The organism is Acinetobacter sp. V89_7 (assembly GCF_029967895.1).
Lineage (GTDB): Bacteria > Pseudomonadota > Gammaproteobacteria > Pseudomonadales > Moraxellaceae > Acinetobacter > Acinetobacter soli.
This window is the reverse complement of the sequence record NZ_JASCAJ010000024.1, coordinates 152641-164960: the sequence shown is the minus strand read 5'-3', so window position 1 is coordinate 164960 and position 12320 is coordinate 152641. Positions and strand designations below refer to the sequence as shown.

The 12320-nt window shown below is 46.6% G+C and carries 14 protein-coding genes; 2 read left to right on the top strand and 12 right to left on the bottom strand.

Features of this window, described 5'->3' with window-relative positions:
• Window positions 1-22: 22 nt before the first annotated feature.
• Together pncA and QLG00_RS06475 are read left to right on the top strand one after the other, a co-directional pair.
• Window positions 23-652 carry a bifunctional nicotinamidase/pyrazinamidase gene (gene pncA, locus QLG00_RS06480; RefSeq protein ID WP_025094599.1) on the top strand — a complete coding sequence of 210 codons (630 nt, stop codon included), beginning with the start codon at window positions 23-25 and terminating at the stop codon, window positions 650-652.
• Window positions 653-702: 50 nt separating this feature from the next.
• Window positions 703-1662, top strand: coding sequence for a bile acid:sodium symporter family protein (locus QLG00_RS06475; RefSeq protein ID WP_282470682.1), 960 nt, complete (start codon window positions 703-705; stop codon window positions 1660-1662).
• Here the strand turns inward: QLG00_RS06475 and QLG00_RS06470 are convergent.
• From QLG00_RS06470 to ribBA, 12 genes are all read right to left on the bottom strand, one after another.
• Window positions 1659-2126, bottom strand: coding sequence for a DUF523 domain-containing protein (locus QLG00_RS06470; protein ID WP_004933694.1), 468 nt, complete (start codon window positions 2124-2126; stop codon window positions 1659-1661). The two genes, QLG00_RS06475 and QLG00_RS06470, sit on opposite strands and share 4 nt — an antisense overlap.
• Before the next feature lie 2 nt (window positions 2127-2128).
• Window positions 2129-2416, bottom strand: a complete 288-nt coding sequence (locus QLG00_RS06465) for a GNAT family N-acetyltransferase (RefSeq protein WP_004933696.1) — start codon at window positions 2414-2416, stop codon at window positions 2129-2131.
• Between the two features lie 106 nt (window positions 2417-2522).
• Window positions 2523-3074 carry a VOC family protein gene (locus QLG00_RS06460; protein WP_282470681.1) on the bottom strand — a complete coding sequence of 184 codons (552 nt, stop codon included), beginning with the start codon at window positions 3072-3074 and terminating at the stop codon, window positions 2523-2525.
• 15 nt (window positions 3075-3089) lie between these two features.
• Window positions 3090-3728, bottom strand: a complete 639-nt coding sequence (gene maiA, locus QLG00_RS06455) for a maleylacetoacetate isomerase (RefSeq protein WP_282470680.1) — start codon at window positions 3726-3728, stop codon at window positions 3090-3092.
• Window positions 3715-5034 carry a fumarylacetoacetase gene (gene fahA, locus QLG00_RS06450; protein ID WP_282470679.1) on the bottom strand — a complete coding sequence of 440 codons (1320 nt, stop codon included), beginning with the start codon at window positions 5032-5034 and terminating at the stop codon, window positions 3715-3717. Before fahA ends, maiA begins: the two co-directional genes overlap by 14 nt.
• Before the next feature lie 333 nt (window positions 5035-5367).
• Window positions 5368-7206: a glutamine--fructose-6-phosphate transaminase (isomerizing) gene (gene glmS, locus QLG00_RS06445; RefSeq protein WP_151840181.1), complete on the bottom strand. Its 1839-nt coding sequence runs from the start codon at window positions 7204-7206 to the stop codon at window positions 5368-5370.
• Between the two features lie 12 nt (window positions 7207-7218).
• Complete coding sequence (gene glmU, locus QLG00_RS06440; RefSeq protein ID WP_004944682.1) at window positions 7219-8583, bottom strand: bifunctional UDP-N-acetylglucosamine diphosphorylase/glucosamine-1-phosphate N-acetyltransferase GlmU; 1365 nt, start codon at window positions 8581-8583, stop codon at window positions 7219-7221.
• Window positions 8584-8602: 19 nt separating this feature from the next.
• Entirely contained in the window at window positions 8603-9118 is a 516-nt protein-coding gene (locus QLG00_RS06435; RefSeq protein WP_025095638.1) for a phosphatidylglycerophosphatase A, read from the bottom strand.
• Window positions 9096-10013, bottom strand: a complete 918-nt coding sequence (gene thiL / locus QLG00_RS06430) for a thiamine-phosphate kinase (protein ID WP_282470678.1) — start codon at window positions 10011-10013, stop codon at window positions 9096-9098. Before thiL ends, QLG00_RS06435 begins: the two co-directional genes overlap by 23 nt.
• A gap of 14 nt (window positions 10014-10027) precedes the next feature.
• Complete coding sequence (gene nusB, locus QLG00_RS06425; RefSeq protein ID WP_004933735.1) at window positions 10028-10477, bottom strand: transcription antitermination factor NusB; 450 nt, start codon at window positions 10475-10477, stop codon at window positions 10028-10030.
• A 3-nt stretch (window positions 10478-10480) separates the two neighbouring features.
• The gene (ribE, locus tag QLG00_RS06420) at window positions 10481-10951 is read right to left on the bottom strand and encodes a 6,7-dimethyl-8-ribityllumazine synthase (RefSeq protein ID WP_004933736.1); all 471 of its coding nucleotides are present in this window, start codon (window positions 10949-10951) and stop codon (window positions 10481-10483) included.
• A gap of 11 nt (window positions 10952-10962) precedes the next feature.
• Window positions 10963-12084, bottom strand: a complete 1122-nt coding sequence (gene ribBA, locus QLG00_RS06415; RefSeq protein WP_004944690.1) for a bifunctional 3,4-dihydroxy-2-butanone-4-phosphate synthase/GTP cyclohydrolase II — start codon at window positions 12082-12084, stop codon at window positions 10963-10965.
• Window positions 12085-12320: the final 236 nt, after the last annotated feature.

Sequence of the window (12320 nt, the reverse complement as noted above, 5' to 3'; positions counted from 1 at the left end):
ATGAATTTCCATGGAGAGAAAAATGAAACAACCCAATCACGTTGCTTTAATTGTGGTCGATGTACAAAATGGATTTACGCCCGGTGGGCACCTCGCGGTTGCAGATGCCGATCAGATTATTCCGTGTATTAATCAATTGGGTGCTTGTTTTGATACGATTGTCATCACGCAGGATTGGCATCCCGAAGATCATATTTCCTTTGCCCAAAATCATGCAGGTAAACAGCCATACCAGCACATTCAACTGCCTTATGGCGATCAGGTCCTGTGGCCGAGCCATTGCGTTCAAGGGACGCATGATGCCGAATTGCATCCCGCACTTGATTTACCTTCGGCACAGTTGATTTTAAGAAAAGGCGTTCACCGTGATATCGACAGTTACTCCGCTTTTATGGAAGCAGATCGTAAGACCACAACTGGTCTGGCGGCATATTTAAAGGCGCGTGGCATCGATACTGTCTATATTGTGGGTATCGCGACCGATTTTTGTGTGGCATGGACTGCCATAGATGCCTGCGCGGCTGGGTTTGATAGCTACGTGGTGGTTGATGCCTGTAAAGCCATCGACATGAATGGCTCTTTACAGCATGCGTGGCAAGATATGTTAAAAGCAGGGGTGAAACGCATTTCATCGCGTGAGTTATTGAACTAGGTTCAGCAAGCATGCTTTTCACTTTTGGTTTTTAAAGGTTTTATCTCTTCATGACAGCTTTACTTCGTTTTACGGCATTTGTGCAAAAAAGCTTTGCCCTTTGGGTGGTGGTCTTTGCTGCGTTGGCACTCTGGACGCCGGACTTATTTGTGTGGCTTAAAGCTTATATTCCATGGCTGCTGGGGATCATTATGCTGGGCATGGGCATGACCATGTCGCTAGACGATTTTCAAGGCATGCTGCGCCATCCTAAAGCCGTATTGATTGGCGTGGTGGCGCAGTTCGTGGTGATGCCGGGACTGGCCTTTTTACTGTGTCAATTATTTCAGTTGCCTTCAGCGATCGCGATTGGCGTGATTTTGGTGGGATGTTGTCCGGGTGGTACGGCGTCGAATGTAATTACCTATATGGCGCGAGGCAACGTTGCGCTCTCGGTGGCATGTACCAGTGTTTCGACCTTGCTGGCACCGCTGTTGACACCCGCTATTTTTTATCTGTTGGCCAGTCAATGGATTCAGATTGATGCCATATCGATGTTTGTATCGATTTTACAGGTGATTCTGGTGCCCATCGTGATTGGTCTATTGCTGCGACGTTTTTTTGCAGTGCAAGTGAATCGATATATCGAGATGATGCCACTGATTTCAGTCGTGGCGATTGTTGCGATTGTGGCGGCAATTATTGGGGCCAGTAAAGCCGCGATTTTACAGTCGGGCGCGTTGATTTTATCTGTGGTGATACTGCATAACGGACTTGGGTTTTTAATTGGCTACTGGGCCAGTCGAGCATTTAAGCTCTCGCATCGCGATGGCAAGGCGATTGCGGTTGAAGTGGGGATGCAAAATTCAGGTTTAGGTGTGGCACTGGCCGCGGTTCATTTCGCGGCATCACCATTGACCGCTGTACCGAGTGCCTTGTTTAGCTTATGGCATAACATCTCAGGCGCGTTGCTGGCGACTTATTGGGCGCGTCAAAGTCGTCAAGAAACAGATACAACATCTGTTGATTAGTGTTGTCGTTGATACCAATCTTCAAGTTCATGTTCGGACAAAACATCAAATCCGTACTGTTTGAGCAGTGCGGCAGTTACGCCTAAACCTGCCTGTTTCTGGCCATTAAAATGCCCGTTATAAATAAAGTGCGAACCGCATGAGGGGCTATTTTCTTTAAGGACAATTGCGCTGGCATTATGCAGTTTTACAATGCGTAGTGCCTGATGGGCACCTTCGATGAAGGCGGCTGTAACATCTTCACCCGTCGCATCTATCACCCGTGCGCGACCAGCCAAAACATCCTCACCCGAACCGCCCTGAATTTCGGCAGCAGGGCGAGGGGTAGGTAATCCGCCCAAGCATTCGGGACAAATACTTTTGGCCAGACCTTGTGCCAGCAGACGTTGAACCAGTGCAACAGGACAACTTTTTGCATCGTAACGTACTGGTTCACCAGCCAAACAGGCACTGACCAAAATCATATTTATGCGTCTCGCAACACATCTTGCAATTCAGGGCGTTTATCAAATACCGATTTTGCATATGGGCAAAGTGGAATGACCTTGATTTGATCTTGTCGAGCAAAGTTGATTAATGCATCGAGCAACTCACGGCCAATGCCTCTTCCACGATACGCACTTTCGACTTCGGTGTGGTCAATACTCAGGCTATGATCGCCTACCCAAGTAAAGTGCATTTCACCCGCGACTTTGTCGTCATCTAGGGCCTGAAACATGCCCTGTTTGCCATCTTCTATTTTTTGTATGTCCAAAGCATTCTCCTGCTTATACGATATTATGGGGCTGCTTATTGCGGCATGCCTCGAACATAGCATGAAAAATCAAAAAAATAGCGCCAGTATACATAACTCCTCAAAATTAGATTTCGCTCAATTCTTCAGCATGTAAAAACTGTGTATGATGTGGGGCGCGTTTGGTGCGTGTCCACTCGTCTAGCATCTCTTGTTTGATCTGATCTGTAATTTTTGCAATCTTTTCAGGCGAGCGCGGATCATCATAAGTGAGTTCGATACGGTGTCCATTCGGATCGAAAAAGTAAATCGAGTGGAAAATTCCGTGATTGGTCACGCCTAGAACGTCCACAGCATTGTTTTCCAGATGTGCTTTGGCCTCAAGTAAGGTAGCTTCGTCTTTTACACGCAGTGCCAGATGCTGTACCCATTTCGGGGTATTTTCATCTCGGCCCATATCCGGTTGATGTGGCAACTCAAAAAATGCCAGTACGTTGCCATTGCCCGCATCTAAAAACAGATGCATATATGGGTCGAAGGCTTTGGTTGAAGGCACATGATCTTCGGCAAAGGCCAAAATAAAATCCATATGCAGATTCTTTTTGTACCATTCGACGGTTTCTTTGGCGTCTTTGCAGCGATAAGCCACATGGTGGATTTGTTCGATTTTAAATGTCATGCTCATGTCCTTATTTTATGCAGCATCGGGTTGTTGTTCTGGCGCCGCTTCAATAAACGCGGGGAGGGTCATACACTGTGCATAGACCGCTTCAATGAGTGGATAGGCGCTTAAATCAATTTGAAAGCGTTTGGCGTTATAAACTTGTGGAATCAGACAGCAATCTGCCATGGTCAGCTGATCACCAAAACAAAATTTACCTGCCGTCGCCTGTAATTGGGCTTCCAGGCTATTTAGGCCAGTCACGATCCAGTGCTGATACCATTGATTTTTTTCGATATCAGAGAGCTTAAGGGTGCCTGTTAAATATTGCAGTACCCGCAGGTTATTTAGCGGATGAATATCACAGGCAATATTGAGACAAAAGGCACGAACTTGGGCACGTAAATGGGCCGCTTGGGGCAAAAGTCTTGGATCTGGATATTGCTCTTCAAGATATTCAAGAATACTCAGCGACTGGGTCAGAACATGCTCTTCGTCTTGTAAGGTCGGCACCAGCTCGCTCGGATTAAGCTGTACATACGCAGGTGAGTGTTGCTGACCGCCATCTTGAAGTAAATGAACGGGTACAATTTCGGCAGTCAGTCCTTTAATAGCAAGTGCAATGCGGACTCGAAACGCCGCCGAGCTTCTAAAATAGCTATACAGTTGCATAGTCGGTACGTTCCTGTGCTTCGGTTTCTTGAAAAGCGAATTGACGTGCCGGCAAGATCGTGCCTGTCACTTCGCCAAAGCCAATCCGTAAGCCATTTTTTTCACAATAGCCTTTCATGATTAGCGTATCGCCATCTTGTAAAAAGCCGCGCTGCTCACCGTTTGAAAGTTGTAATGGGCGCGTATTATTCCATGTGAGTTCAAGCAGCGAGCCATAAGAATCTGGAGTCGGGCCAGAAATAGTACCTGACCCCATTAAGTCACCCACTTGTACATTACAGCCTGCCACCGTGTGATGAGTTAGTTGTTGTGCCATCGACCAGTACATATATTTAAAATTGGTGCTGCAAATCACATCTGCATGTTGTTGTTCGGCAGCTTTGAGTTCTACCGATAAATGAATGTCGTAACTGTTGGCCGAAAGATCTTCTTGTAAATAAGCCAGTGGCAGTGGATCTTGTTGTGGCGAATGCGTTCGAAACGGTTCAAGTGCCTCTAGCGTGACAATCCATGGCGAGATGGAAGAGGCAAAAGTTTTGGCATTGAACGGCCCGAGTGGTACATATTCCCACTGTTGCAAATCGCGCGCCGACCAGTCGTTAAACAGCACCACACCAAAAATATGATCCCATGCGTTTTCAATTGAAATCGGTTCACCTAGGTGAGTTGCCTTGCCCACAATAAAGCCCGTTTCCAGTTCAAAATCCAGCTTGCGACAGGCTGAAAAGACAGGACGCTCCTGATCGGGCAATTTGATTTGACCCGATGGACGCACAATATTGGTACCGCTTACCACCACCGAGCTGGCGCGTCCGTTATAGCCCACAGGTAGCTCAGACCAGTTCGGCAATAACGCATTTTTGGGGTCACGAAACATGCAGCCCACATTGGTGGCGTGTTCTTTAGACGAATAAAAATCGGTATAGCCCGGAATATGTACAGGTAAATGCATCACCACATCGCTTTGCTGATAAAAAGCGTGCTGACGAAGTGCGGTGTTATCGCGAAGCGTCGATTCATTTTTAGACAATAAGCGCTGCAAGGTTTGTCGCGTGCTGTGCCAATACGCTTTACCACTTTCAATAAATTTATTTAAGGTGGGTTGGTCGAAAAACTGTTCACCCTCTTGGAGAGTTAAAAGCCCTGCACGCTCAAGTGCCGCCAGATCGACCACCCAGTCGCCGAGTGCCACGCCTACACGGCGTTTACCTGTTGTGGTTTCGCTAAAAATTCCGTAAGGCAAATTCTGAATAGGAAAATCCGAAGTCGGGAAAACCTCGATAAATGAAGATAAATGCGCGCTCATGTCAGCATTCCTTGGCATATCAGTAATCTCTTTATCTTTCATCATACGGATTTTTTATAATTACGCAATACGAAATTTATTTATGAATAATGTAATTATATTGATAGTTAAAAATTTAAATAGATAAAAAAACCTGCAATAGATGCAGGTTGAATTGTTGATGCCAAATAGAATCTAAATTTAGCGGCTTACTTCATAAGCATAAAAAAATCCACACAGCGATGCTTTTCTAGAGCATCGCTTGTGTGGATTTTTAAGTAATTCAGTATGAGACTTTATTAAGTAGTATTTATAAAGTACTCTCATACAAAATTAGTTTTCAAAATCAGTTGCTTACTCTACGGTAACTGATTTTGCAAGGTTACGTGGCTGATCGACATCTGTACCACGCAATACCGCCACATGATACGACAGTAACTGTACCGGAATACTGTACACAATCGGTGCCAGCCAAGCATTCACATCTGGAATTAAAACCACATGCTGACGGTCTTTGTCGCGAATACCGCTGTTTTCATCGGCAAACACAAACAGTTCACCGCCACGTGCCTGAACTTCTTCCATATTCGATTTTAGTTTATCGAGCATATCGTCTTGCGGCGCCAAAATGACCACAGGCATTTCGTTATCGACCAAGGCCAACGGGCCATGTTTTAATTCACCCGCGGCATAGCCTTCGGCATGAATATACGAAATTTCTTTCAGTTTCAATGCACCTTCAAGGGCAATCGGATAATGTGTACCGCGGCCCAAGAACAAGCAGTGCTGCTTTTCAACAAACAGTTCAGATAAACGTAAAATTTCCGTATTGTGTTGCAAAGTATCGAGCATGACTTTTGGACAATGCCACAATTGCGATGCAATCTCTGAAATTTGTTCAGCGGCAATTTGCTGCTTCACCTGACCAATTTTCAAAATGAGTAGCATCAATGCTGCAAGCTGAGTGGTAAAGGCTTTGGTCGATGCCACGCCAATTTCTGGGCCTGCGAGGGTTAGCAAATGATGATCTGTTTCGCGTACCATCGATGACGTGGCCACGTTACAAATGGTCAGAGTCGAGATCTGAATATCTTTGGCTTTGGCACGCTTTTGTGTGTCACGTAGCGCTGCCAAGGTGTCGGCAGTTTCACCAGACTGAGAAATACAGATATACAAAGTATTCGCCACAATCACCGGTGAGCGATAACGAAACTCGCTAGCAATCTCCACCTGACACGGCACATTAATTAATTGCTCAAACCAGTACTTGGCAATCATACCGGCGTGGTAACTGGTACCGCAGGCAATAATCTGTACGTTTTGGATCTGTTTAAAATCCACTTCGGCCAAGTGCAAGAAATCATCACGCAATGCATTGCCATTTAAGGCTTGTGAAATGGTTTGTTGAATAGCTTCAGGCTGCTCATAAATCTCTTTGAGCATGTAGTGCTTGTATTCGCCTTTCGATGCATTACTGACCGCAGCATCAAGCTCTTTAACCGGACGCTCGATTTTTTCGCCATGTGCATAAATTTCAATACTGTCACGGGTCAGACGGGCAATATCACCTTCTTCCAAATACACAAAGCGATTGGTCACAGGTAAAAGCGCCAACTGATCTGAACTGATAAAGTTTTCACCAATCCCCACACCAATCACCAGGGGCGAACCTTCACGTACGGTGATCAACTCATCTGGATGATCCTTATGCACAATACCCAGCGCATAAGCGCCTTTAAGCTCTGGCACTACACTACGAACTGCATCGAGCAGGCTGGTTTGCTCTTTGAGCGCATGATGCACCAGATGCGCCACGACTTCGGTGTCGGTTTGTGAGGTAAAGACATAGCCTAGCGCTTCTAGGTCATCTTTAAGCTCTTGATAGTTTTCAATAATACCGTTGTGCACCACAGCCACATCACCCGAAATATGCGGATGTGCATTGTGTTCGGTCGGTTTACCATGCGTGGCCCAGCGTGTATGTGCAATACCTAGAGAGCCGCTTAATTTGCTCTGTGCAACGGCCTCGGCCAAATTGGCCACTTTTCCTACACGGCGCTCGCGCAGGATATGCGATGGACTCACCAATGCAACGCCCGCAGAGTCGTATCCGCGGTATTCAAGGCGTTTGAGACCTTCAATTAAAATCTCACTAATGTTGCGTTCTGCAACGCCTCCGACGATACCACACATGCCTAATACCTCTTATTTTTTCAACTTTTGCGGACGTTGATAATTTGCTTTTTCAATTTGTTGCGCGCGCTCAAATGCCAGTGCATTGTCGCTCACATCACGGGTAATCACCGAACCTGCACCCACGGTGGCACCATTGCCAATATGTACAGGCGCGACCAGTGAACTGTTAGAGCCAATAAATGCAGCATCGCCAATCACAGTTTTAAATTTATTTGCACCATCATAATTGCAGGTAATGGTTCCTGCACCAATATTCGAACCAGCACCAACTTCGGCATCGCCCAGATAGGTAAAATGGTTGGCTTTTGAGCCGACCCCGATACGGGTATTTTTCACTTCAACGAAGTTGCCGATGTGTACGTCGTTGGCCAGCTCTGCACCCGGACGCAAGCGCGCAAATGGTCCGATCAGAGTATTTTCACCCACAACCGCATTTTCAAACACGCTGTAAGGTTGCACTTTTGTGCCAGCAGCAATACGGGTATTTTTTAATACGCAACCTGCGCCAATTTCGACAAAATCGCCCAGTTCACAATCACCTTCAATAATCACATTGATATCGATTTTGACATCTTGTCCAATTTTGAGCGTACCACGTACATCAAAACGAGCCGGATCACTCAAGGTGAGACCCTGCTGCATCAGGCTTTTGGCTTGTTGCAATTGAAATTCGCGCTCGAGCGCTGCCAGTTGTAGACGGTCATTGACGCCTTCTACTTCATAGGCCAGTTCGGGCTGAATTGATGCAATTTCCAAACCGTCGGCAACGGCCATGGCCACAATATCGGTGAGATAGTATTCACCTTGGGCGTTGTTATTCGATAGCTTTGGTAACCATGCGTGCAGTTTCTGATTACTGACGCAATAGATGCCAGTATTAATTTCCTGAATCTGACGCTGTTGCTCAGTGGCATCTTTATGTTCCACAATCGCTTGAATCTTGTCGTTGTCACGAATGATGCGTCCATATCCGGTCGGATTGTCCACATTGAGCGTAATCATGCCAATGCCAGTTGCACTTGATACGGCAAGGAGCTGATCGAGAGTTTCTTGGCGCACCAACGGCACATCGCCATACAAAATCAGTGACATGCCTTCTTGTGGTAATACGGGTAATGTCATCTGAACCGCATGACCTGTGCCCAGTTGTTCGGCTTGCTCAACCCACTGAATATTTTCTTGCTGAAATTGTTGTTGAACGTGTTCACCACCGTGTCCATAGATGGTAATAATATTTTGTGCATGCAGTTGTTTTGCCGTTTGAATGACGTGTCCGAGCAAAGGACGGCCTGCCAAAGGCTGTAATACTTTAGGAAGGCTAGAGCGCATACGCGTTCCTTTGCCCGCAGCAAGAATAATAACGGTCGTTGTCATGAATAACCTACTTAACGGTTTAGACCAGTGATAAATATATCAAAATACACAGTGCAGCCCAGAGCCCTGCAATCAGATCATCAAGCATAATGCCAAATCCGCCATGCACCTGTCGATCAATCACTCGAATGGGCCACGGCTTCCACACATCGAACAGCCGGAATAGGGCAAAACTGATGAGGGCCCATTTTACATCCATTAGATTAAAATAGATTAAAGGCAATACGGTAATCGATTGTCCTGCAAATTCGTCCCAGACAATCCGGCCATCATCGTGTACACCCATCAGTTCTGCGGTTTTCCCACAGAAAAAAATCCCGATTACACTCATCAGTGCAATCAGAGCCACACTTGGATAAAAACCGATCCAGACCCAAAACGGAATGAACAGTAAGGCAAAGGCCGAGCCAAAAGTGCCGGGTGCTTTGGGCGCCAAGCCTGAACCAAAACCAACACCACAAAATACGATGCAGCGATTGAACCAAGACATGCGTTTGAAGTCGATTGAAGGTTTAGGCAAAGTGTTGGTATCCATGCAGTTGAAGCGGGTAGTCCTGTCCTTGATAATGATAGGTCAATTGTTGTTGTGCGGTAATCTGACCAATTTTTGTGATTTTGGTATCGAGAGAATACTGTTGAAGTTGTTCAAAATGTTCAGGTGAGATGGTAAAACACAGCTCATAGTCGTCGCCCCCTGCAAGTGCAAACTGCCACTTGGCTGTATTTTCAAGCGCTTCGAGTGCAGGGTCGAGCGGTAGCTGCTCAAGATCGAGCTGCGCCCCAACATGAGATGCTTTTAAAATATGCCCCAGATCTTGGGCCAAACCGTCGGACACATCAATCATGCTTGATGCAAGCCCTTTCAGGCGTTGTCCGAGTTCGCAGCGTGGTGTTGGATAATCCAGTCGCTGCTGCAAGGCAGAGCCTAAATGTGCCAGACCATAGGCAGCGTCACCCACTTGACCACTGACCACCACATAGTCACCCACCTGTGCGCCAGATCGGCATACGGCTTGCTGCTGATCGACATAACCAAGCGCCGTCACCGTAATGGTGAGGTGCGGGCTCTGTGTGGTATCGCCACCAATGAGGTGTACCCCAAATTGATCACAGCATTGATATAGGCCACGACTAAACTCACTTAACCAGTCATGATCGACTTCTGGAAGGCTAAGTGCCAGCAAAATACTGTGTGGTTTAGCTCCCATTGCAGCAATATCAGACAAATTAACTGCAACACTTTTCCAGCCAATGGCATGGGCAGAGGTGCTAAGTGGAAAATGCCGACCCGCAATCAGGGTATCTGTACAGATGACCAGTTGCTGGCCATGTGGCGGCGTAAGCAGGGCTGAGTCGTCACCAACACCAAGTTCATCGCCATGTAAGGCCGAACGGGAAAAATATTGGTCAATTACAGAAAACTCAGCCATGCACGCAACACGCCTTAGTTGGCTTGTTGTTTTTCAGCTTCACGAAGTCGAGAAGCCAAACGATCAAGAACACCATTGATGTATTTGTGGCTATCGGCACCACCAAAATGTTTGGCCAGCTCAATCGCTTCGTCCAGAACAACACGATACGGGATCTCGAGATGGTCTCGAAGTTCATATGCACCTAAACGTAAGGTTGCCAATTCGACGCCATCCAGGGCACTGAGTTCACGGTCTAGTACCGGAACAAGTAACGTATCCAATGTTTCATGTTGTGCAACCACTTGCGTGAGCAATTCATGATAGTAGCTGAGATCGACCTTGTGCATCGCATTTTCGACACGGGTACGTGCTTCAATTTCATGCACAGGGTTGTGGCTCATTTGCCATTCATAAATGCCTTGTACAGCAAAACGACGTGCTTTACGTTTCGCTGCATAAGCGGCTTGGAGTGTTTGCGACATGCTTTAGATTGCCTTTAACAGATTAACCATTTCAATTGCAGTTAAGGCTGCTTCAGAACCTTTATTACCTGCTTTTGTACCCGAACGTTCAATTGCCTGTTCGATACTGTCAGTTGTCAATACACCATTGATAACCGGAAGACTACTTTCAAGTGCAACCACACCAAGGCCTTTGGCACATTCGCCTGCAACGAAGTCGAAATGTGGAGTACTTCCACGAATGACTGCGCCCAAAGCAATAATGGCATCAAATTTGTTAGAATCAGCCAATTTTTTAGCAACGATTGGCAATTCCCAAGCACCTGGTGCGTAAGCAACAGTGATATTATCCTCGCTAACGCCATGACGTTTCAAGGTGTCAATTGCACCTTCGAGTAAATGCTCAACGACAAAACTGTTAAAACGACCCACTAAAATCGCGTAACGGCCTTCGCTCGCGAGATGTAATAAACCTTCAATACGGCGAATTGCCATAACAACCTCGATTAGTTTTCTAGAGTTTGATCTGCGGTGATGTATTTCACCACTTCCAAGTTAAAGCCAGACAGCGCGTTAAAACGTAAAGGTGAACTGAGCAGATTCATTTTTTCCACGCCCAAATCACGTAAAATTTGTGCACCGACCCCAATCGTTTGATATTGCTGTGACAGCGCAGCATTTGATTTTAACGGTTTCGGTTTGGTCAAGCTTTCAAGGGCAGGGCCCAAATCTTGTAAATGATCCTGTCCAATCCAGACCAATACGCCACGCTCTGCGGCAGCAATGGTGCTTAAAGCACGATCCAGATTCCACGCCGGCTCACCGCCTTGCTTATTGAGTTTGAGCAAGTCGCGGGTCGGGTTAAAGCCATGAACACGCACGGTGGTAACGCCTTCACGCGGTTCACCTTTGACCAGTGCCAGATGGATATCCGGATTTCCAACTTCACGGTAGCGGAAGAGCTCAAAGTGACCGTATTCGGTTTCGATAGTTTGCTGGCTCAAGCGCTCGACCGTCTGTTCATTGGTCATACGGTAATGAATGAGATCGGCAATGGTTCCAATCTTTAAACCATGCTTTTCTGCAAAGACTTCTAAATCGGGGCGACGTGCCATGGTGCCGTCTTCGTTGATGATTTCGCAAATCACCGATGCAGGTTCAAGCCCGGCTAGTCGAGCCAGATCACAGCCTGCTTCAGTATGACCGGCACGGTGAAGAACACCGCCTGGTTGTGCCATTAAAGGAAAGATATGGCCCGGTTGTACAATATCGCTTGGTTTGGCATGCGCAGCCACGGCAGTGCGAATGGTGTGGGCACGTTCTGCTGCCGAAATACCGGTGGTGATGCCTTCTGCGGCTTCGATCGATAAGGTAAAGTTCGTGCTGTGCTGTGCGCCGTTCTGGTCGACCATGAGCGGCAGGTTTAACTGCTGGCAGCGTTCACGACTTAAGGTCAGGCAGACCAGTCCACGCGCGTGCGTGATCATAAAGTTGATGTCTTGCGGACGTACATGCGTCGCAGCAATGACTAGATCACCTTCATTTTCACGGTCTTCATCATCAATTAGAATGACCATTTTGCCTGCACGGATATCTTCGACAAGCGCTTCCACATCACTTAGTGGCATAAGCCTTTCCCTTCTCACTGTGTCCGAAGACGATTATCTTTCACAATTTGTAGCATAGTTTAGCGTGTTTTCACCGAATTTGCCTATGCTGCATGCATTTACTTTCTGGCATCCCTTTATACACAGAACCGAAGTCACTTGAAAAGCCTAAATGGATCGAAATTAAAGCATTCTGTCCACGAAATAATCAACGTTTTAGTCATAAAAAGAATGAACTTTTCGCATTTTCTGATAAT

Coding starts and splice junctions, on each gene's coding strand:
- QLG00_RS06470 (WP_004933694.1), bottom strand. CDS start 2,126: ATGATTTTGGTCAGTGCCTGTTTGGCTGGTGAACCAGTACGTTACGAT.
- glmU (WP_004944682.1), bottom strand. CDS start 8,583: ATGACAACGACCGTTATTATTCTTGCTGCGGGCAAAGGAACGCGTATG.
- QLG00_RS06435 (WP_025095638.1), bottom strand. CDS start 9,118: ATGGATACCAACACTTTGCCTAAACCTTCAATCGACTTCAAACGCATG.
- glmS (WP_151840181.1), bottom strand. CDS start 7,206: ATGTGTGGTATCGTCGGAGGCGTTGCAGAACGCAACATTAGTGAGATT.
- QLG00_RS06460 (WP_282470681.1), bottom strand. CDS start 3,074: ATGACATTTAAAATCGAACAAATCCACCATGTGGCTTATCGCTGCAAA.
- ribE (WP_004933736.1), bottom strand. CDS start 10,951: ATGGCAATTCGCCGTATTGAAGGTTTATTACATCTCGCGAGCGAAGGC.
- thiL (WP_282470678.1), bottom strand. CDS start 10,013: ATGGCTGAGTTTTCTGTAATTGACCAATATTTTTCCCGTTCGGCCTTA.
- pncA (WP_025094599.1), top strand. CDS start 23: ATGAAACAACCCAATCACGTTGCTTTAATTGTGGTCGATGTACAAAAT.
- QLG00_RS06475 (WP_282470682.1), top strand. CDS start 703: ATGACAGCTTTACTTCGTTTTACGGCATTTGTGCAAAAAAGCTTTGCC.
- fahA (WP_282470679.1), bottom strand. CDS start 5,034: ATGAGCGCGCATTTATCTTCATTTATCGAGGTTTTCCCGACTTCGGAT.
- ribBA (WP_004944690.1), bottom strand. CDS start 12,084: ATGCCACTAAGTGATGTGGAAGCGCTTGTCGAAGATATCCGTGCAGGC.
- maiA (WP_282470680.1), bottom strand. CDS start 3,728: ATGCAACTGTATAGCTATTTTAGAAGCTCGGCGGCGTTTCGAGTCCGC.
- nusB (WP_004933735.1), bottom strand. CDS start 10,477: ATGTCGCAAACACTCCAAGCCGCTTATGCAGCGAAACGTAAAGCACGT.